Raw genomic sequence first — 19,710 nt, forward strand, 5'->3', positions numbered from 1 at the left:
GAGAACACACAGACCGGCCGCTACGAAAGCCGGGGCAGCTCACTCCGGAAGGCGTGCAGACGGTCCTCGCCCACTCGCGCCCTGGCCTGCGGGTCCGTCACCCCCAGCCCCGGGCGCGGGGCGAGACACAGAACACCCACCTTGCCGATGTGCTGGTTGGTCTGAACACTCCTGGCAGCCATAGCCACCTCGTCCAGGGTGTACGTGGTCGACAGGGCCGGCAGCAGACGGCCCATGCTGAACAGCCGGTTGACTTCCCACTGCTCGTGCAGGTTGGCCCCGTGACTTCCGATGATCCTCTTGAGGCGCATCCACAAGTAGCGGTTGTCGTAGGTGTGCTGGTACCCGGTACTGGAACCGCATGTGACCACTGTCCCCCCGCGTCTGGCGAGAAAGACCGAGGCTCCGAATGTCTTCGCGCCGACGTGCTCGAAGACAATGTGCGGGTCCTCACCCACCGCGTCACGCACAGCGGCGCCGAGCTTCTTCCAACCCTCCGGCCGCTGCAGCAGGGTGGTGTCACCCTCGTCGATCTCAGAGCGGTTGATGACGGCCTCGCATCCGAGGGACCGCAACAGGTCGGCCTTCCGGCGGGAGTTCACCACGCCGACCGGAATACCGCCGCCGTTACGGACGAGCTGAACGGCGTAGGACCCGAGCCCGCCGGTCGCACCCCAGATCAGCACCACATCGCCCTGCTTCATCTGCGCTCCGCGATCGCTGACCAGCATGCGATACGCCGTGCCGGCACACAGGGGATTGACGGCTGCCTCTTCCCAGGTGAGCAGGGCCGGCTTGGGCATCAGCTGGCTGGCCCGCACGATCGTGTAGTGCGCCAGTCCGCCGAAGTTCGTTTCGAAGCCCCACGCCTTCTGGCCGTGGCCGAGCATGCCGTCCCGGTGTGTCTCGTGGTCCTGGTCGTCGACGTACGCCGTCGCCACGGCCACGTGGTCTCCGACCTTCCACTTGCGCACGGACGACCCCGTTCGCACGATGACGCCTGAGGCGTCCGACCCCACCACGTGGTAGGGGAGGTCGTGGCGCCGCTCCCAACCGCCGGCCTTTCCCATCTGTTTCAGGAACTGAAACGTCGGCAGCGGCTCGAACATCGCGGTCCAGACCGTGTTGTAGTTGATGGAGCTCGCCATCACGGCGATCAGTGCTTCATCCGGAGCCAGTTCGGGCATCGGGACCTGGTCCACGGAGAGGGACTTCTGCACGTCCTTGTCGTCGGCGTCCTGGAACATCTTGGCGTCAGCCAGACGCACCGTCGCCGCGGCGAACTCTTCGGGCAGAGGCAGCTTCTCAAGCGTGGCCCGGTCGGCACCCGCGATGACGGCTTCGGACATGGTCGTGCTCATCGAGTCTCCCCAAGATTCCCGGGCCGCGTGCGGCTGCCCTTCAGTTCACCGGCTGGTCTTCCCGGCCACCTGTACAAAGCAAGCTGCCTGCCTCGTCGCGTCGCAACCGCACAGTCCTCCGTCTGGCTCACGCCTGCGACGAAGACGCAGGTCAGTTGCCCGGAGCAGCATGCGTGCCGTTGCGCAAAGGGCGTAACGGCATGACGGGAAGGCCGGAATGGCGGTTGCCGCCCCGTCGCACACGACACGCCGCGCGGCCAGGAGCGGTCTTCCTGGGCCCTCCCGCGAACCGTGCCAAGCGAGATCAGTTGATCATATCTACACAAAATCGGCGTGTTGGCTGGTATTCGACAGCCGATGTCGGGATGGTCTGCACGTGCATGCCGATATTGTCCCGAATCTCCGCTGGAGGAGAGAGCTTCACCGCCGCCTCGTACGGCCGGCGTGACGAGCCGGCGCTGAAGGCCGGTTACCGCTGTCGGCGGCAGGACAGGGCTGTCGAGACCTTCAGAAGGCGTCGCCGCGTCGGTCCTTCCTCTGTGTGTCGCGTCGTCCCGGGCTCTGCCCGCCCCAAGGAGTCCCTCAGCCCATGCCAACTGCCCGCACCATGTTCACCGGCCGGGCGCGCCTCACCGGCCGCTCACTCCTGGCCTGCCTCGTGCTCCTCGCACCGATGTACGGCACCGCGGCAGCCGCGGCCGGCAACGGCGCGGAGCAAGCGTCCCGGTCGGCCGACACCGGCGCCCGGATCACGGCCGTCAGCGAACTCGACGCCCGCACACTGGACCTGACCGTCCAGTCACGGGCCATGGCAAGCTCAGTACCGGTTCGCGTCATCCTCCCCAAAAGCTGGATGAGCGAGCCGAGCCGCACGTTCCCCGTGCTCTACATGCTGCACGGCGGGGCGGATGACTACACCTCCTGGACGCGTGAGACGGACGTCGAGGCACTGGCGGAGAACTCGGACGTACTTGTCGTCATGCCCGACGGCGGGAAGTACGGCTACTACTCCGACTGGTACGTCGGCACGCCCCGCTGGGAGACGTTCCACACCATGGAACTGGTCCGGCTCATGGAAAGGAATTTCCGCGCGAACTCCTCGCGGGCCGTCATCGGTCTGTCCATGGGGGGCTTCGGAGCGCTCAACTACGCGGCGCGGCACCGGGGGATGTACCGGTACGCGGCCTCCATGAGCTCGTACGTCGACCTCGACGAACCCTCGGTGCGTTTCCTCCTCGGTCTCGGCGCCGCCAAGGACGGCATCGACATCAATCGCGTCTGGGGCGACCCGAAAGAACACGACGACATCTGGCAGGCTCACAACCCGGCCGCCAGGCCACGCGCCTTCCGCGGAACAACGGTCCATCTGTCCGCGGGAAACGGAACGCCAGGACCACTGGACGAGGGCCATCCGCTCCCCGTGATCCTTGTGGGTTCGGCGGCCGAAGCAGCACTTCCGGCATCGCTGCGGAAATTCGCTGATTCGCTCCACTCGGTGGGCGTCGACGTCTCGACGAACCTCTACGAACCCGGGACCCATTCCTGGCCCTACTGGCAGCGTGAGTTGCACCGCATCTGGCCCACGGTGACGGAGGAACTCTCGTAGCGGACCCGGCCTTCATCCGAGAGCGGGTCGCGCTGTCTGCGTCACGGTCATCCCGTCGGCAACGACGCGTACGACCAGGATCGAGGGAGGCATGGGCCGAACAGTAGTGATCTTCGCCGCGGGGTCACGCGGGGACGTCCAGCCGTGCCTGGCGCTGGGCAGGGCACTGACCCGCCAGGGCGACCGCGTCCGCCTGCTTGCCAGTACCCGCTACCGGCAACTGATCACCGCGGCGGGACTGCAGTTCCACTCTCTCGCGGCGGACCCCAGCGAGATCATCGAATCGCCCGAGGGACAGGAACTGCTGGCCGGCCGACGCAATCCGGTGGCCTTCGTCCGCGGCATCAACCGGATCATGCGGCCACTGTTCTCCCGCCTGCTCGCAGAGGCCCAGGCGGGTGCCGAGGGAGCCGATCTCGTCCTGGCGCCCACGCTCGGTTTCCTCGGCGTCCATCTGAGCCAGTACCTGCGCATCCCGCACGCGATCATCCACTTCCAGCCCAGCCAGCCCACGGGAGTGTTCCCCCACCCGTTCGCTCCGGCTGCACGGTTCCTCGGACCTTTCGGAAACCGCCTCAGCTTCGAGGCGGTCGACCTGGGAGCGTGGCTGACGAGCCGCCAGTTCATCAACGCGTGGCGCAGGGAGGAACTCGGCCTTCCCGCCCTCTCCCCTCTCGGGCCTCGCCGCCGAGTTCGCCAGGCCTTTGTGCTGTGTGCGTTCAGCCCCACCGTCGTACCCCCGCCACCCGACTGGGGACCCAACGTCCACATGACCGGCTTCTGGCACCACGAACAACCACTGTGGAAACCGCCACGTCGCCTGCTCGGCTTTCTGGACGACGGACCGCCGCCCGTGTACGTGGGCTTCGGCAGCATGAGAACCAGCGACCCCGAAGCCACCGACCGCGTCGTACGCGCCGCACTGCGGCGCGCGGGACTGCGGGGAGTCCTGGCCGGAGACCCTTCCACGAGTGACGACGACATGCTCGTGGTCGGGGACACCCCCCACAGCTGGCTGTTCCCCCGCATGGCTGCGGTGGTCCACCACGGCGGTGCGGGCACCACCGCCTCCGCCCTGCGTTCTGGAGTGCCGTCCCTGGTCTGCCCTTTCTTCGGCGACCAGCCCTACTGGGCCGACCGGGTCCACAGCCTCGGAGTGGGGCCGAAGCCCCTGCCGTCCCGGCAGCTCACCGTCTCTGCTCTCACCGGCCGCCTGCGAGTTGTCACCGGGGGCAGCGGTCATGCCGAGGCGGCCCGTCGGCTGGGCCGTGCGCTGACGTCTGAGGACGGGGTCGAGCGTGCCTGCCATGCCCTGAACCAGCTTGTCCGGTAACCGTTCCTGTCGCCAAGGCAGCCGGGCCGGGCACCACGAACGCCGCAGCCAACGAGCAGCGCAGAGCCGCTCCTCGCGCAGGCCATGGACGGTGGACCGAGGAGCACGAGCCGCGCCGGCCTGGTCACGGAGACGGGCGTCCGTCCGCCCCAAGTGGCCGCTGGCTGCTGGCTGCTGGAGGGCGGTCTACTACTCCGGTTGTCGTAAAAGGTGCATAACTCAATGAGCAGCACTCTATCGGGTGTGTCGGAAATAGCGGGTTAAGAGAGGCCTGTGTTAGCGTCTGTGACGAGTCGGACACGGTCCGTAAGGAGGGCCGTGTCTGTGAAGGAATCGGAGACGTGATGCACAAGTTCAAGAAGGCTGCGGCCGTAGCGGCGATGGTCGGCGGCCTCGGCCTTGTCGGCAGCGGGGTTGCCAGCGCCAACGGCGGCCACGACTACGACGACCCGTTCGACATCGCCGTCAACAACCTGCAGGTCGTGGACTGCGACCAGGACTTCGACGGCGGCCTCGCCTTCGCCCCCGTCGGTTCGACCACCGGTGACACGGAGCAGAACATCGGCAACTTCTGCACGGTGGTCGGGTCGATCGACTAATTGCAGGACGCCGTGAAGAGCGGGGTCTCGCACATTCCGTGCGAGACCTGGTCTTCAGTCCTTGCGGTGCCGGACGCCCCGTCACGGGGATCCGGCAGGCCCGTGGGCGGTATTGCAGCCTGAGGGTGACTGTGTCCTGGGAGAGTTGGGTGTCCAGGGTGCGAACAGGAAGTGCCTCCGATCAACGCGGACGAGGACATCTGAGATCCTCGTTCCCGTACCGGTCGGAGGCGCTTTGGTTTTGGGCCACTTGCCCGCCTGGGAATGGCCGCCTGGAACTGGTGACGATCGCAGCCGCCCATCGGGCCGTACCGACGCGTACTTGGTGGTGCGGCCCGCAGACCCACTGCTGACTCTTTCCACCGCCCCACACGGGCTTCCGGTCAAGGCTCAATCGCATCTACCTGCCGGAGCTTTCCGTCCGCGTGACGCCCGTGGGTGCTTCCGGAATGGTCGCCGGCTGCCGCGGCGCGGTCGACCTCTCCGGTTGTCGTAAAAGGTACATAGCTCAATGAGTTACACCCAATCGGTCGTGTCGGAAATAGCAGGCTAAGAGAGGTATGTGTTAGCGTCTGTGGCGAGTTGAACACGGTCCGCGAGGAGGGTCGTGTTTGTGAGGAAATCGGAGACGTGATGCACAAGTTCAAGAAGGCTGCGGCTGTAGCGGCGATGGTCGGCGGCCTCGGTCTCGTCGGCGGCGGGGTTGCCAGCGCCAACGGCGGTCACGACTACGACGACCTGTCCGACGTCGGGGGCAACGTGCAGGCCGTGGACTGCGACCAGGAGTTCGACGCCGGCCTCGCCCCCGTCGAGGTTCCTACGGTCACCGGTGACACGAACCAGACCTTCGGCAACTTCTGCACGGTGGTCGGGTCGATCGGCTGATTGCAGGACACCGTGAAGGCCAGGCCTCGCACTTCGAGTGCGAGTCCTGGCCTTCAGTGCTTGCGGTGCCGGAGGTCCCGTCACGGGGATCCGGCAGGCCCGTGGGCGGTATTGCGGCCTGAGGGTGACTGTGTCCTGTCGGACGCGCTTTGGGGGCTTCGGGTCGTGACGAGCCTTGCCTGAATGACCGCAGGTCAAGCCTCCGGCTCACCGGCAGCACAGACCTTCTCATCTGTCATGTCCAGTGCTAGCAGGCCGGATTGACGCCGGGTCGTTCCTGCCCGGCAGCACTCCTTCGTCGCACCCTGGAGAGCGGCCGGGCATGGCGGGTGGCTGCCCGCCACAAGAGGCAGGTTGACGCGTCCGCAGGTCGACGGCGTCCCTGGTGCGGAGGTCCTGCGCCGGTCTTCGCTGCACCTCGATCTCTTGGGCGATAAGGCCCCGGCATGAATTTCCAAACGAGGCTCAGCCGAACTTTGAAGCTTTCCCGAAAAGGTACATAAATTAACTAGTAATACTCAAACGGGCGTGTCGGGAATGGTGCATTAAGAGAGGCGCATGTTAGTCTCTGTGACGAGTCGGACACGGTCCGTAAGGAGGGTCGTGTGCGTGGAGGAAATCGGAGACGTGATGCACAAGTTCAAGAAGGCTGCGGCCGTAGCGGCGATGGTCGGCGGCCTCGGCCTTGTCGGCGGCGGGGTTGCCAGCGCCAACGGTGGCCACGACTACGACGACCCGTTCGACGCCGCCGTCAACAACCTGCAGGTCGTGGACTGTGAGCAGAGCTTCGAGGCCGGCGATGCTTTCGCCCCCGTCGGTTCGGCCCTCGGTGACACGGACCAGAACATCGGCAACTTCTGCACGGTGATCGGGTCGGTCGGCTGATTCAGGGACACCAAAGGCAGTTGGGTCTCGCACCTCCAGTGTGAGACCTGCTCCTTAGTCCTTGCCGCGTCTGACGCCCTGCTCATCTGTCGGCTCGGGGCCGCAGGAGAGAGGGCCAACAATAAGCGGAGCAGGGGATGCCGAGGAACAGGATCTCGACGTCCCCTTTGCTGTGCTGATCGAGGCCACGACGTTTTGTGGTGGCCGCGAGTCAATCTATGGAGATACGCGTGCGCAGGTTCAATAAGGTCATGCTCGTGACCGCCGCCATCGGTAGCCTCGGTCTGACGGGTGCCGGTGCCGCCCAGGCTCACGGCGCTGACGGTGACTCGCCCGATGCCACCATCGAAAACGCGCAGTTGCTGAAGTGTGAACAGGAATTCACTGCCTCCCTGGTCACGGTCAATGCGCCGGTCACCGTCTTGGGTGAAAGTGTTACGAACATCGGCAATTTCTGCACGCAGGTCGGTCCAGGCGAGTGATCGGTTGATTGTCCGACGGCTGGTCAAGGGGCGAATCCTGCGCTGTGAAGCGGGCGTGGACCTCTGATTGTCGACGGTCACTGGGCAGCGGTCATCCTTCGGGTGGCCGCTGCTTCTTTTTCTGAAGGATTCGAGGTCCCGGTGTGCCAGGTGGGGGCGCATGATTTATGGCGCTCACCATCCGCTCCGAGATTATCCGATCAACTCCATTCGTATCAGTCGCTATGCGGGGTCATTCGGATGAATTTCCATGGCTACTCGTTCGTAAGGGTGTCATTCACTCTGTTGGGCGGGTTACTGCTGATGGACCATCGACTCCACCCCATCTGGTGAAGAGAAATGTGAGTCGACATCGCGCCTCGGAGGTAATGTGAGTAGTGTGATCATTTTTCCGCGCTGTCCGGAGACGGGGAAAGCATCATTCCGTACTGAATCCGAGGCGAGGACCTGGCTGATCAAGCAGCCACTGCTGGACAGGATCCCGGACCGCATCTACCGATGCTCGGATTGTCGGTACTGGCACTTCACCGGATCCCATCACCTGACCAGTCGGAAAATTAGATTGCAACGAAACCATGGCAGGCGTGAAGCCACCTCCCGGCGCAACGGCAGGAGGAACAGGAAGAGGTGACTGGCGCGTCGGCACGTGCTGCCTGGCCACGGTGTGCAACGGCCTGTTCCTCAAGGTTTCCGGACAGGCTTTTCCCACTTCTCTGATGAGAAAGACGACGAGATTGCGACAGAACCTGAGTAAGGGAATGATCGTGACCGCCGCCGCGACGAGCATCCTGTCCCTGTACGTCACCCCGGCGTTCGCGGACTCGCCCTCCGAGGGGGCCCCGGGGAGGTCACTCGGCGCCCTGTCGGGCACCTTTGCGCCCCTCCACGGCGACAGTGGTTACGGCGCTGAGGACGGCTACGGCGATGACGGCGGCCAGAGCGCTGACAGCGGCCAGAGCGCTGACAGCGGCCAGAGCGCTGAGGACGGTTACGGCGATGACGGCGGCCAGAGCGCTGACAGCGGCCAGAGCGATGACGGCGGTTACGGCGATGACGGCCGCCAGAGCGCTGAGGACGGTTACGGCGATGACGGCGACCAGAGCGCTGACGGCGGCTACGGCGATGACGGCGGCCAGAGCGATGACGGCGACTACGGTGATGACTCGGACGAGCCGGGAGGCTACGGCGACACACCGCCCGCACAACCCCCCAGCACGCCGCCGGCGTCACCGCCTGCCACCAGGCCCCCCTGGACGCCGCCGCCACCGGACACCACGCCCCCCGTCCCGGTGACGACGCCGCCTGCCTCACCCTCGCCGCAGCCGCCCACCCTCGCCGAGACCGGCGCCGAGGAGCAGGCGGTGTTGCTTTCGGGTCTTGCAGCGCTGTTGCTGACCAGCGGCACCATCCTGTATCGACGAGGCCGCCGAACCGGCTCCTCTCGATAGTGCTCTGTGCGGGGTGCCGGACGAAGCGAGTCCGGTACCCCGCACCACCCCTTGGTCAGAGGCGCGTTCTCCACGCCGCTTCTGTGCCTCCCCGGCCCACCGGTACGGGGATCTTCCCGGCGGGCGGGGCGGTGCGTAGTCGGTGGCGTACCCCTCGTACGAGCGTCGTCGCCGTGAAGGTCGCGCCGTGGACGAAGCGCATGGCCGGGCCGAAGGCGGAGGCGGTCAGCAGACCTGCCAGGAACAGGCCGGGGTGCGAGGACTCGAAGTCCCGCCCCACCGCAGGGGAGCCGTCGGCGGTCGTCGCCAGGTTCCCACGCAGCTCGGGGGAGAGCAGGCCGAGCCGGCCCAGGGTCGCCTGGAACCCCGTGGCCGCGACCACGTGTTCGGTCTCCAGGGAGTGCAGTTCCCCAGTCAGGCTCACCGTCTCCAGCCGTACTCCGCCCGGCACCGGACGGGCCGCGGCCACCTCACGGCCGAAGAGCATCTCCACCACCGGTTCGACCCGGTCCCGTACCCACCAGGCGCCCGCCGGTCCGAGCGCGGTGGCCGCGATGCGGGCTCGGGTCGACTCGGGGAGGCGACGGAAGAGGTCCGGACGCTCCGCGTAGAACCAGTTGCGCCAGCCGCATCCGAGGCCGGTGTGCGGGGCACGGGCCGACTGCCACCAGGGACGCTGTCCGGGCGGCGGCACGTCGTTCCAGCGCAGCCGGTCCGCCCGCGCCAGCACCCGTACACGTGTGCCTTGTTCGGCGAGGAGCGCCGCCGTCTCCAGGGCCGCCTGGCCGCCGCCGATCACCGTGACGTCCCTGCCGCGGAAGCGGCCGAGGTCACTGTGGCAACTGCTGTGCGTGACGAGTGCGGGGGGCAGGCCGCGCAGGGGCCAAGGCACCTCGGCGAAGGGCATGACGCCGACCGCCAGCGCCACCGTCCGTGCACGCAGCACCTCTCCGTCCTCGGTGACCGCCTCGAAGCCGACCGGGCGGGCCGCCACCCGGCTCACCATGCGCTCGTCCACCTCCGGCACGGCGTTGCGCGCGAACCACAGGCCGTACGCCGCGAACGTCTCCACTGGGATCGGCTCCGCGTGACGCGCCGTGAGCCCCCGGGTGGCGCAGTACGCGTCCAGGCGCCAACGACCTTGCGGGTCGGCGAGGTTGGAGGCCCACGGCTCCGACTTCAGGAACATGCCGCGGGGCATGTGGGCCCGCCAGGACGCCATGGGCCGCCCGAGGACGCGCAGGTTCAGCCCGGCGGCCGCGGCGTGTGACGCGATGGACAGGCCGTACGGGCCGGCGCCCACCACCAGCAGGTCGTACATCAGTGAGTTCTCGCCTTCTCGTCGTCGGTCAGGGACGGTGCGGTTGCCTGCCGGCCCACGCGGGCCGGCACAGGCGCCGCCGGGACCGTGCGAGCCGCCTGGTGGTCCACGCGGGCCGGCACAGGGGCCGCCGGGACCGCGCGCAGCCGCTCTCGCAGTCGACGGGCCACATGACGGCACCACAGGGCCCACATCGCCCGGCCGGGAGCCGGGTCGTCCGGGGCGTGCCAGGCCAGTTCGCGTCCGTGGGGCGCCGGCAGAAGCGCGGCGAGCGGTGCGTAGTTCTCCACCACGTACGACCGCCCCACCAGCGGTGCCTGCTCTGGGAGTTGCCGGTGTGTCAGGTCGAGGTGCAGGGCGCGTACGACGTCCAGTCCGGCGGCGTCGGAGAAGAGCCGGAACTGGGCGCCGGGGCGCGGGTTGAAGTCGAGCAGGTGATAGCGGCCCGTCGTGCCACAGCGGCGGAAGTCGAGGTCGAAGATTCCGCGGTAGCCCAGCTCGTCGGTGAGCCGCTCGGCGAGGGCCTGCACCTGTGGGTTGTCCGTCCAGCGGCCGACCACGGTCAGGCCCGCCCCGCGCGGCCACGCCCGCTGCTTGCGGCCCGACCCGCCCGCCCGCACAGCGCAGGAGCGGTCGGCGTATCCGTGGAAGAACCAGTCGCGGGCCGGGCCCGGCGGCAGATACACCTGCAGCAGCAGCGGGCTGCCGGCCTCCTCGGTGCGCAGATACAGCTCCCGCGCCTGCCGCGCGGACTTCACCAGCACCGTGCTGTGCAGTCCGCTGCCCGCGGGCACCTGCCAGGGACGGCTCCACTTCGCCACCATCGGCAGACCCAGCCGCCGGGCGGCGTCGGCGGCCTGCGCCGGGCTGTCCGGGGCCAGTGTCACCGGGTGCGGGATGCCCGCGGACGCGCATACGAGGGCCAGTTCGGCCTTGTCGGCGACGCGCTCGGGCAGTGCGCCGGGCGTGGCGGGCAACAGATAGGAGGAGGCGAGTTCCTCGCGCATGCGGCCCACGGCGATCGCGCTCGCGTCGTCCATCGGGACCAGGACGGCGGGACGTGCGACCCGGGTGGCCACCCGCCGCAACACGACGGCGATCTCGCCGGGGGATGCCCCGGGTGGCGGCGGAGGATGCATTTCGCGTACGAAGCGCGATCTGGCTACGGGGCTTCCCGCGCAATCGGCGGCAACATGCACCTCCACTCCCGCTCCGCCGAGCGAGCGTACGGCCCCCAGCGTTCCGTGGTGAAAGGGATTCCGGTCGATCCGCAGCAGAACGGCTGGGACGCGGGTGTCGAGGAGCGGCACGGACTTCATTCCTTCGGATCGGCTCACCCGTACAGGGGAGCTAGGTACTCGAAAGCCGTAAGGGCGGTGGCGCCATTCCATTTCATGTGACTAACGTCCTGTGACTGGGTGTCAGGAGCGCGAAGGGCAAGGCAGAAGGAAATCAGCGGCATAAGAAGAACAACGGCATAAGAAGAACAACGACAAAAGACAGCAAGAGAGCAGGGAGAGGAGCAGGCATGGTTCCAAAGCATCGCCGGGCCCGGACCAGGGGGCTGACGGTCGTCGCCGCGGCAGTCGCCCTCTCGGCCGTGCTGGCGTCCGGCGCCGGCTCCGCGGCGGGGACGCCGCCCTTCGCCGATCCTCCCGCTCCAGCTCCGGTCTCCCCGGCGCCGACAGCGCCCGCGCTGACCGCATCGGCCACGCCGCTGCCACCGCAGGTGCCCGCGATCACCCAGGCCCCCACGATCCCCACGACCCCGCCCCTCCTCACGCAGCCGCAGCCGGCCCCGTCGACCTCTTCCGTCACCGGGCCGACCACCTCGGCGCCGGCGCCCGGCAAGGAGAGCCCTGCCTTCGGTGTCTTCATCGACTCCGGAATCCCGGGCGTGTTGGGTATGACGAGATTCAGCCGCTGGCTGGGTGGCGCCGACCTGCGCGTCGGCCACACCTACCTGCCCGGCGACCGCTGGAGCAACATCGAGGGCGCTCCCGGCTTCCTCGACGGGTGGGCGCGCTGGCGCAGGGCGAAGGACGACCGGATGTTCGTCCTCAACGTGCCCATGCTGGAGCGCAACGAGGAGGGGGTCTCCGATGACGAGGTCCGTTGGCTGCTGCGGCAGGGCGCTGCCGGACACTTCGATCAGCACTTCCGCGCCCTCGCCGAACGGCTGGTGGCGTTGAAGGTGCCGGACACGATCCTGGTGCCCGGCTGGGAGATGAACGGCACGACGTACACCCACCGCTGCGGGCCCGACCCGGAGGCCTGGAAGAAGTACTGGAACAACATCGTCGCCGCCATGCGTTCGGTGCCGGGCCAGGAATTCCGGTTCGACTTCACGCCGAGCCGCGGCCGGGACGCCGTTCCCTGGACGGAGTGTTATCCGGGGGACGACACCGTCGACATCATCGGCATGGACGCGTACGACCAGCCGCGAGGAATGCCGTTCGACGAACAGGTGCGGGAGCCCTACGGACTTCAAGCACACGTGGACTTCGCTGGATCCCACAACAAGCCTATTTCCTTTCCGGAATGGGGGCTCTTCCGCAATGGTGACAACGCCGAATACATGCGGCGGATGCTCGCCTGGATCGATGAGCACAAGCCGCTGTACAACACGCTGACCGACTACTGTCCGCACGGTGTCTGGCAGTGCCCGACGAACCCCGAGTCGTCCCGGGTCTACCGGTCCGCCCTCTCCGGTGGCACCGGCGAACCGGCGCCGCTGCCCGTGCCCACCGCACCTCCCGCACCGTTGCGCCCGACCACCTGCTCGCCGGTGCGCTTCAGCGACTGGTTCGAGTCCTGGCTCGGCCGGAAGGTGTGCTTGCGTCTCGACAGGTGGTCGCGGACCGGATAACGGTCGCCGGTGACGGTGGGTCCCGAGACGGGCCCGCCGTCACCGATCCGCTCCCGGAAGCGACGCAGCAACTCCTTGCCCCGCCGGCGCGCGGCCACGTCACCGACCACCGCCGACATCAGCGGAGCCGTGCGTCGCCGGGCCAGCAACAGCCGCTGGTTGGAGACGGGTTCGGGGCGCCAGTGGTGCTTGTAGGACTCGTTGCCGCGCAGCAGGCTCAAAGTGCCCAGCCCGCCGATGCCTGTGTGCTGGGCGCACGCGTCGAGGAGCATCACCGCCACATCCGCCTTGCGTTCCCGCAGGCGCGGATGGGCGCCGTACAGGTAGCCGCCCGCGAGCCCGCGCGACAGCAGGGTGAGGTCCACGGCCACCACGTCGTCGTCGAGCCGGAACTCGGTGACCACCGCGTCGCCGGAGCGCACCATCGGTCCCACGGAGCGCACCAGATGCTCGCAGAAGCGTGTCTGCAGGTGCTCCGACGTCATCCTCCGGCCCTGCCACTGCAGCCGGTGCAGTTCGAGCAGCCGCGAAAGTGCCGCGCCGACCTGGTCCGGCGCCACCACGTGCCGCTCCACGCCGAGCGACCTCAGCTTGCGCAGCTTGGCGCGGGTCCGCTGGGCCTTGCCGGACGGCAGCCGGGACAACAGCTCGTCCATGGGCACGGCGGGCAGCTCCAGGCACAGCGAGTCCCGCATCCGGCGGCGCGGCCCGCTCCAGCGGTCGTAGACGTGCTCGGCAGCACCGCCCGGCCGCACCTCGCGGAAGTCGATCAGCGCGGTGCGGGCGGCGGCCGACAGCGCCTCGGCGAGCGCGGTGGCCGCCCGGTCCGCCCGCTCGCCGTCGATGAGGACGTCCCCGTAGTCGGAGATGGGCCCGCCGAGCGGTACGAGTGTGGGCACCGGGGCGCGCCGGAGCATCAGGGGCGCGGCGGCCACGAGTTCGGCGCCCTCGCGCACCAGCACCAGCCGCAGCCGGCCGGGCCTGCCGTACGACAGCCACCACGAGTGCAGCCAGGCGTGGTTCTGGAACGGGGTCGCCGTGGCGCACCGCTCGTACAGCCGCCCCCAGTCCGGGGCCACCTCGGCGAAGGCGCGTGCGTCGGTGACGAGTTCCGTCGTGTACCTCACCGTCACAGCTGGCCGTGCACGTCGGCGGCGGGGGTCGGGCCGGGCACCGAGGCGGGGCGGGCGGGGTGGTCGTCTCCGGTCCGCCTCGGCCGTACGAGCAGCGCCAGACCGCCGAGCAGGCCGCCCGCGCTCAAGCCGACCAGACCGGTCACCGCCGGTGACGCGGACGTCGGGTCGGTCGGCACCACCGCCCGTGAGAACTGCAGGAGTTCGACGTGGGTGCTGGCCTTGGTCGCGTTCGCGTGCCGGGTCAGCGCGCGGGTGACCGCGTTGGCCATGTCGGCGGCGAGGTGGGGGCGCGGGGAGGTGGCCGAGACGGCGACCATCGGCGCGTCCGGCGAGGTTGCCGTCCGCACGCTCCGCCGCAGCGTCGGGACCGGCACTCCCGCCCACACCTGCGCCTCCCCGAGCACCGCGAGCTGCGTGGCGGCACGGCCGTACGCCTGTGCGAAGCCGAGTGCGGAGGCCGGGTCGGACTTCTCGGTCGGTACGGCGACGACATAACTGGTCGCCGTGTAGATCGGGGCCCTGAGCGTCCCGTAGGCGCCGCCGAGCAGGCCGCCGGCGAGTGCGCCGGCCGCGAGCAGCGACCAGGGCCGCAGGCCGCCGACGCGGGCCAGGCGGCCGGGCTGCCGGTGGTGGCGGGCGTGGTTGTCGGTCATGACGAACTGGCTCCCTGGGGTGAGGGGGGCAATGAGCTGGACAGCACCGTCGCGTACACGTCCATGAGCCGGGCGGCGCTGCGGGTGATGTGGTAGCGGTGGGCGGCGTCCGGGGCCGTACGCGGCCGCGGGCCGGCCGCGCGCACCCCGGCCACGGCACGGGCGTACGCCTCCGGACCGCCCCGAACCCGCCGGGCACCGGAGGTGGCCTGCGGGGACAGGTCATCGATCGCCGGGCAGGAGGCGTAGAGCACGGGCAGCCCGGACGCCAGGGCCTCCACGACCGCCAGCCCGAAGGACTCCTCCGGGCACGGGGAGGCGAGCAGGTCCATGGCGAAGGTGAGGGCGGGCAGGTCGGGGCCGGGGGAGCCGTCGGGGACGTAGGGGCGTTCGCCGGTGAACAGGACGCGGTCGGCCACGCCGGCCGCCTGAGCCGTGCGGCGCAGGACGCTCTCCTCCGGGCCGCCACCGACCAGCAGCAGCCAGTGGTCGTCCGGCAGGCGGGTCATCGCCTGGATGAGGACGTCGAAGCGCTTGCCCGCGCAGAGCCGACCGATCCCGCCGATGACATAGGCGTCCTCCGGCAGGCCGAGGCGTCGGCGCGTGTGGTGACGCCGGGACGGGTCGAAGCGGAAACGGGTCACGTCGATGCCGTTGGGGACGACCTCGATGCGTGGGGAGGGCACGCCCCAGCGTCTGAGGCGGTCGGCGACCGCGGGGGAGACGGCGACCGTGGCGGAGCCGAGGCGCTCGCTGGCCAGGTAGAGCGCGCGGACGCCCGCTGTCAGCTTCCGGCCTTCCATCTGGGTGTCGCCGAGGGAGTGCTCGGTGGCGATCACGGCGCGGACGCCTGCCAGGCGGGCGGCGAGCCGGCCGTAGACGCAGGCGCGATAGAGGTGGGTGTGCACCAGGTCGTAGCCGCCCGCGCGGATCAGGCGGACCAGGCGGGGCAGCGCGGACAGGTCGCGGTTGCCGTCCATGCCGAGGTGGTGGACGCGGACACCGTCGGCGATCAGCCCGTCGGCGACCGTGCCCGGGTTGGTCAGGGCCACCACCTCGCAGTCGACGGTGAGGTGCCGCAGCAGCAGACGGAGCTGCTGTTCGGCGCCGCCGGCACCGAGACCGGTGATGATGTGCAAAGCCTTCATGGTCACACGCCCTCCACGGGGCGCCGGCGCAGCCGGTGCAGCTTGTGCTTGAGGTGCAGCCGCCAGGCTGTGTCGTTCTGGCCGATGTGCAGCCGGGGGAGTGCGTGCGGGCCGGTCAGAGGGCCGGGGTCGATGGCGCAGGCGTAGGCGTACCCGGCTGCGCGTACGGCGGCGACGGCGCGCTCGTCGACCGTGCCGTACGGGTAGCAGAAGCCGTCGACCGGCGCACCGGTCAACTCCGCCAGACGGGACCTGCTGTCGGCGACCTCGGCCTTCAGGGTGACGTCGTCGGCCCGGGTGAGATCGACGTGCGTCAGCCCGTGCGAGCCGATCTCCACGCCCTCGAAGGCCGCGCGCCGGATGCCGTCCGCGGTCAGCAGCGGCTTGCGCGGACCGAGCGCGTCCCAGGAGTTGACGCCGCCGAGCCGTCCGGGCAGGACGAAGAGGGTGGCACCGAAGTTCCAGCGGTGCAGCGCCGGGAGCGCGTGCTCGAGGAAGTCGGCGTATCCGTCGTCGAAGGTGAGACCGACCAGGCGCCGCCCCTCGCCCCGGGCACGGGCGGCGAACAGCTCGCGCAGGCAGACGCCGCGCAGCCCGCGCCGGCGCAGCCAGGCCAGCTGCGACTCCAGCCGCTCGGGTGCGACGGTGATGCGGTACGGGTCGTCGGAGCAGTCGCCCACGGAGTGGTACATCGCCACCCACGGGACCGGCCCGGGCCGCGCCGTGGGGAGTCTGCCGGTACCGGTGGATTCAACTGGAGCGGCCATGCCTCAGCCTTCGTGTGACGGTACGTACGGAATGAAGCGCGGACGTGCAGCCCTGGGCGCCAAGGGCCCGTCCGAGCACGAGAAAGACGGTGCCAACGGTCACGCAGCCGACCGCGAGGCCCATCACCTGGGATTCCGGCCCGCTCGCGGCGAACGCCCCCGCCGCCGTCGCGACCCCCGCCGCCAGTACCGGCCTGCTCAGTTCGGACAGCACCTGCCGGGAACGGATCGGGACCCGCGAGCTGCCGTACCGCGCGGCGGGCCCACGCGATGCCACGGGCTGTGTCGGGGCGGCGACCGTGCTCGGCGCTCGGGGCCCGAGCGTTCCCCCGACGGTCCTGGCGCCGTCCTGCCCCTTCGTCTTGTCCGGAGGGCCGACGAGCAGCAGGGCGGTCGTGACGGTGATACCGACGGCGTTCGCGGCGGCGACCCCCGACACGCCCCAGGAGCCGAGGAGCAGCAGGGCGGCCGTGACGGTGATGCCGACGGCGTTCGCGGCGGCGATCCCCGACACGCCCCAGGAGTTCACCGTCGCCTGCCCGATCCAGAAGGTCGCCGCGACGCCCGCGGCCATCGCGCCGGTCGGATACCAGGTGGGCCGCCCCGCCGAGAAGTACGAGCGGATCAGGACCCCGACCAGGGTCTGGCCGAGCAGCCCGAGGGCGTACACCCGCATGACGCCCGCCGTCACCACCGTGTCCTGTGCGGTGAACGCGCCCCGTTGGAAGAGGATCGCGATGATCTGTGGGGCGCAGGCGATCACCGTGGCCGCGCCGACGAGCACCATGCAGGAAGCCAGCGCCAAGTCCCGCTCGACGCGGGCGCGGGCCCGTTCGGTGTCGCCGTCGGCCAGTGCCTGCGCCACCACCGGGAAGGTGACCGTGCACAGCATCAGCGAGAGCGTCATCGGGATCTGGGCCACCTTCTGCGCGTAATTGAGGTGCGAGATGGTCCCGGCGGGAAGGGCGGAAGCGAGGAAGCGTTCGATCAGGACCTGGGACTGGCGGCACATGGCGAAGACGAGAACGGCACTGATCAGGGCGAGGTTCTTCGGGGGTGCCTCGACCCGGACACCGCTGGAGGCGGCCGGGTGACTCCTCAGCTGCCGCCACAGGGGCGGCAGTTGAGCCGCCACCATCAGGCAGCCGCCCACCGCCACTCCGGCCGCCGCCGATCGCACGCCCCAACGCCCGCCGAGCAGGAACATCGTGGCGATGATGCCGACGTTGTAGGCCACGTAGATCGTGGCGGGCGGCAGGAAGCGGCGATGCGCCCGCAGGGCCGCGCTGCAGTACCCGGCGAGACCGAAACTCAGTACACAGGTCGCCGTCAACCGGGTGCAGTCGGCGGCCAGGCGGGGATCGGGCAGGCCGGGTGCCAGGGCCTCGACCAGGTAGGGGGCCACGCCGATGATGAGCGCGGACACGGCGACGAAGCAGAGGGACAGGCGGGGCAGGGTGCTGGCGACCAGGGAGCGGACCGGGTCGCCGGAGGCACCTTGAGCGCGCCGGACCAGGGCGAAGCTGAACGCCGGGATCAGAGCGAAGGCCAGCCCGTCCTCGATGAGCAGCGTGGCGGCGAACTCCGGTACGGTCCACGCCACCAGAAAGGCGTCCGTCTCGCTGCCGGCCCCGAAGAACTGGGCCAGCGTCTGGTCCCGCACCAGGCCGAGCAGCGCCCCCGCGACCGACAGCGACGCAGTGATCAGGGTGGCCTTGGCGAGGAATTTCCGGGTGACCGCGGCGAGGTCGGTGCCGTCCAGGGCCTTTGCGGCGGCCCGTGCCGCGGGTACGGCCGCCCAGTCGGTCCCGCGACCGGGAGCCTGCGGAGTCCGCGGCGGCGTCACGGTCATCGTGCCACGGCCTTCTCCGTGCTCCCGGTGCCTCCGCCGACCGGAACCGGCGTCACGGCCTCCGCCTCGCCGCTCCCGGCCAGCGCCCACCACGCCACCAGCCCGAAGCACACGGCGGTCAGCACGGTGGAGGGGCCGCCGATGTCGGCGTACACGAAGTCGGTGAGCTGCCAGACCAGCACCCCACAGGCGACGAGCGCGCAGTCGAGGCCGTGCGCCCCCGGCCCGCGTGCCCGCACCACCGCCCGCAGCCCGCACACCAGCAGCGCCAGCCAGCCCCCCGCGAGTGCCAGCAGCCCGATCAGGCCCTGTTCGCTCAGCACCAGCAGATACATGCTGTGCGGCGACAGCAGCGGCTGCCTTCGGTACGCGGACCCCGCGCCCTCCGTGTCGCTGCTCGACGACAGGGCCGGCGAGGCGTACCCGTCGCGGTATTCGGGAAAGCCCTTCAACCCGACGCCGGTCAGCGGGTGTTCGCGCCACATGTCGGTCGCGGCCGCCCACATCGTGTACCGGTCGACGACGGACTGGTCGGGGGCGTCGGTGACCTGCCCGATGCTGTTGATCCGCTCCTGCAGCACCGCCGTGCCGACACCGAAACCGCCCACCAGGACCACGCCCGCGGCGACCACGGCCGCAGCCACCTTGAGCGCGCGGCGCAGCCCGGCCAGCACCAGTTGCACCGCGCAGGTGACGGCCGTCGCGATCCACGCGCCCCGGCTGAAGGACAGCGCGAGCGGCAGCAGCAGCGCCGGCGCGCACAGGACGGCGACTCCCCGCTGCCGTACGGACGTCCGCCCGAGCGCGAGGCCCAGCGCGCACACCAGGCCGACGGAGACCACCGTTGCCATGCCCATCACGTCCTGCGGCCCGAACGTTCCGACCGCCCGGATCGGCTCGCCCTGATAGGACGCGCCGGTACGGCTGACGTACTGGTGCACTCCGAGGGCACCCTGCACGAGCGCGAGCCCCACTAACGACCAGGTCAGCAGCCGGAAGTCACCCCGGTCGCGGATCAGCAGCAGGACCGCCGCCGGGACCAGCACGAAGATCTGCAGATACCGGCCCATTCCGGCGATCCCGGCCCCGGGCGAGTACGCCCCCGTGGCGGCGACGGCCAGCCCGACGACCGGCAGGCCCAGCACCACGGCGGCCGTACGCGACAAGGTGCGCCGCCGGTCCCGTACGAGGCGGATCGCGCAGTACAGCACCACGAGCCCGGACACCGCATCGGCGGGACCCGGGCCGCCGTCGCCGCTCGTGGGCAGCGGCAGCGCCAGCAGGGCGAGCACGGCCACCACGGGCAGGACCGGCGTCAGGAGGGTGCCCCGGCGCGCGAGCGGCGTCAGTGCCAGGCTCACGGCT

16 protein-coding genes and 1 pseudogene are annotated in these 19,710 nt (G+C 69.7%); 8 read left to right on the forward strand and 9 right to left on the reverse strand.

Annotation, left to right across the window (positions count from 1 at the left end; all coding sequences use genetic code 11):
- Positions 1–20: 20 nt before the first annotated feature.
- A complete protein-coding gene (gene ccrA / locus ADK57_RS16885; RefSeq protein WP_053750288.1) occupies positions 21–1,361 on the reverse strand; it encodes a crotonyl-CoA carboxylase/reductase in 1,341 nt (446 codons plus the stop codon).
- 589 nt (positions 1,362–1,950) lie between these two features.
- Between ccrA and ADK57_RS16890 the strand changes: the two genes are divergently transcribed.
- The 7 genes from ADK57_RS16890 to ADK57_RS16920 all read left to right on the forward strand — a co-directional run bounded on the left by ADK57_RS16890 (position 1,951) and on the right by ADK57_RS16920 (position 8,599).
- Positions 1,951–2,967: an alpha/beta hydrolase gene (locus ADK57_RS16890; protein ID WP_078973171.1), complete on the forward strand. Its 1,017-nt coding sequence runs from the start codon at positions 1,951–1,953 to the stop codon at positions 2,965–2,967.
- A 91-nt stretch (positions 2,968–3,058) separates the two neighbouring features.
- Complete coding sequence (locus ADK57_RS16895) at positions 3,059–4,300, forward strand: glycosyltransferase (RefSeq protein WP_053750290.1); 1,242 nt, start codon at positions 3,059–3,061, stop codon at positions 4,298–4,300.
- Between the two features lie 344 nt (positions 4,301–4,644).
- Positions 4,645–4,899 (forward strand): hypothetical protein, encoded by a 255-nt coding sequence (locus tag ADK57_RS16900; protein ID WP_053750291.1) that lies wholly within the window; start codon positions 4,645–4,647, stop codon positions 4,897–4,899.
- Between the two features lie 633 nt (positions 4,900–5,532).
- The gene (locus ADK57_RS16905) at positions 5,533–5,784 is read left to right on the forward strand and encodes a hypothetical protein (RefSeq protein WP_053750292.1); all 252 of its coding nucleotides are present in this window, start codon (positions 5,533–5,535) and stop codon (positions 5,782–5,784) included.
- A 609-nt stretch (positions 5,785–6,393) separates the two neighbouring features.
- Positions 6,394–6,669, forward strand: coding sequence for a hypothetical protein (locus tag ADK57_RS16910; RefSeq protein WP_053750293.1), 276 nt, complete (start codon positions 6,394–6,396; stop codon positions 6,667–6,669).
- Between the two features lie 257 nt (positions 6,670–6,926).
- Positions 6,927–7,151: a hypothetical protein gene (locus tag ADK57_RS16915; protein WP_159050083.1), complete on the forward strand. Its 225-nt coding sequence runs from the start codon at positions 6,927–6,929 to the stop codon at positions 7,149–7,151.
- A 758-nt stretch (positions 7,152–7,909) separates the two neighbouring features.
- A complete protein-coding gene (locus ADK57_RS16920; RefSeq protein ID WP_053750295.1) occupies positions 7,910–8,599 on the forward strand; it encodes an LPXTG cell wall anchor domain-containing protein in 690 nt (229 codons plus the stop codon).
- Positions 8,600–8,654: 55 nt separating this feature from the next.
- Here ADK57_RS16920 and ADK57_RS16925 read toward each other — a convergent pair whose 3' ends face one another.
- Both ADK57_RS16925 and ADK57_RS16930 read right to left on the reverse strand, forming a co-directional pair.
- Positions 8,655–9,920 carry an NAD(P)-binding domain-containing protein gene (locus tag ADK57_RS16925; protein ID WP_053750296.1) on the reverse strand — a complete coding sequence of 422 codons (1,266 nt, stop codon included), beginning with the start codon at positions 9,918–9,920 and terminating at the stop codon, positions 8,655–8,657.
- Positions 9,920–11,230: a hypothetical protein gene (locus ADK57_RS16930; RefSeq protein ID WP_053750297.1), complete on the reverse strand. Its 1,311-nt coding sequence runs from the start codon at positions 11,228–11,230 to the stop codon at positions 9,920–9,922. The genes ADK57_RS16925 and ADK57_RS16930 overlap by 1 nt, the downstream gene beginning before the upstream one ends.
- Before the next feature lie 218 nt (positions 11,231–11,448).
- On the opposite strand from ADK57_RS16930, the gene ADK57_RS16935 reads away from it, so the two are divergent.
- Complete coding sequence (locus ADK57_RS16935; protein WP_053750298.1) at positions 11,449–12,789, forward strand: glycoside hydrolase family 26 protein; 1,341 nt, start codon at positions 11,449–11,451, stop codon at positions 12,787–12,789.
- A 35-nt stretch (positions 12,790–12,824) separates the two neighbouring features.
- Here ADK57_RS16935 and ADK57_RS16940 read toward each other — a convergent pair.
- The 6 genes and pseudogenes from ADK57_RS16940 to ADK57_RS16965 all read right to left on the reverse strand — a co-directional run.
- Positions 12,825–13,916 (reverse strand): annotated as a pseudogene (locus ADK57_RS16940) (GNAT family N-acetyltransferase); the annotation flags it as partial.
- 2 nt (positions 13,917–13,918) lie between these two features.
- On the reverse strand, positions 13,919–14,578 hold the full coding sequence (locus tag ADK57_RS16945; RefSeq protein ID WP_053750299.1) for a hypothetical protein: 660 nt from the start codon (positions 14,576–14,578) through the stop codon (positions 13,919–13,921).
- The gene (locus tag ADK57_RS16950) at positions 14,575–15,726 is read right to left on the reverse strand and encodes a glycosyltransferase (protein ID WP_053750300.1); all 1,152 of its coding nucleotides are present in this window, start codon (positions 15,724–15,726) and stop codon (positions 14,575–14,577) included. The genes ADK57_RS16945 and ADK57_RS16950 overlap by 4 nt, the downstream gene beginning before the upstream one ends.
- Positions 15,727–15,728: 2 nt before the next feature.
- Positions 15,729–16,493 (reverse strand): polysaccharide deacetylase family protein, encoded by a 765-nt coding sequence (locus ADK57_RS16955; RefSeq protein ID WP_053750301.1) that lies wholly within the window; start codon positions 16,491–16,493, stop codon positions 15,729–15,731.
- Positions 16,477–18,345, reverse strand: a complete 1,869-nt coding sequence (locus ADK57_RS16960; RefSeq protein ID WP_053750302.1) for a lipid II flippase MurJ — start codon at positions 18,343–18,345, stop codon at positions 16,477–16,479. The genes ADK57_RS16955 and ADK57_RS16960 overlap by 17 nt, the downstream gene beginning before the upstream one ends.
- Complete coding sequence (locus ADK57_RS16965; RefSeq protein WP_107091567.1) at positions 18,342–19,706, reverse strand: O-antigen ligase family protein; 1,365 nt, start codon at positions 19,704–19,706, stop codon at positions 18,342–18,344. Before ADK57_RS16965 ends, ADK57_RS16960 begins: the two co-directional genes overlap by 4 nt.
- Positions 19,707–19,710: the final 4 nt, after the last annotated feature.

The sequence above is a fragment of the Streptomyces sp. MMG1533 genome, from assembly GCF_001279775.1.
In the GTDB taxonomy this organism is placed as follows: domain Bacteria; phylum Actinomycetota; class Actinomycetes; order Streptomycetales; family Streptomycetaceae; genus Streptomyces.

What these genes read in the sequence shown, in the direction of transcription:
- ccrA (WP_053750288.1), bottom strand. Translation starts at nt 1,361, where the DNA reads ATGAGCACGACCATGTCCGAAGCCGTCATCGCGGGTGCCGACCGGGCC.
- ADK57_RS16890 (WP_078973171.1), top strand. Translation starts at nt 1,951, where the DNA reads ATGCCAACTGCCCGCACCATGTTCACCGGCCGGGCGCGCCTCACCGGC.
- ADK57_RS16895 (WP_053750290.1), top strand. Translation starts at nt 3,059, where the DNA reads ATGGGCCGAACAGTAGTGATCTTCGCCGCGGGGTCACGCGGGGACGTC.
- ADK57_RS16900 (WP_053750291.1), top strand. Translation starts at nt 4,645, where the DNA reads ATGCACAAGTTCAAGAAGGCTGCGGCCGTAGCGGCGATGGTCGGCGGC.
- ADK57_RS16905 (WP_053750292.1), top strand. Translation starts at nt 5,533, where the DNA reads ATGCACAAGTTCAAGAAGGCTGCGGCTGTAGCGGCGATGGTCGGCGGC.
- ADK57_RS16920 (WP_053750295.1), top strand. Translation starts at nt 7,910, where the DNA reads ATGATCGTGACCGCCGCCGCGACGAGCATCCTGTCCCTGTACGTCACC.
- ADK57_RS16925 (WP_053750296.1), bottom strand. Translation starts at nt 9,920, where the DNA reads ATGTACGACCTGCTGGTGGTGGGCGCCGGCCCGTACGGCCTGTCCATC.
- ADK57_RS16935 (WP_053750298.1), top strand. Translation starts at nt 11,449, where the DNA reads ATGGTTCCAAAGCATCGCCGGGCCCGGACCAGGGGGCTGACGGTCGTC.
- ADK57_RS16945 (WP_053750299.1), bottom strand. Translation starts at nt 14,578, where the DNA reads ATGACCGACAACCACGCCCGCCACCACCGGCAGCCCGGCCGCCTGGCC.
- ADK57_RS16950 (WP_053750300.1), bottom strand. Translation starts at nt 15,726, where the DNA reads ATGAAGGCTTTGCACATCATCACCGGTCTCGGTGCCGGCGGCGCCGAA.
- ADK57_RS16955 (WP_053750301.1), bottom strand. Translation starts at nt 16,493, where the DNA reads ATGGCCGCTCCAGTTGAATCCACCGGTACCGGCAGACTCCCCACGGCG.
- ADK57_RS16960 (WP_053750302.1), bottom strand. Translation starts at nt 18,345, where the DNA reads ATGACCGTGACGCCGCCGCGGACTCCGCAGGCTCCCGGTCGCGGGACC.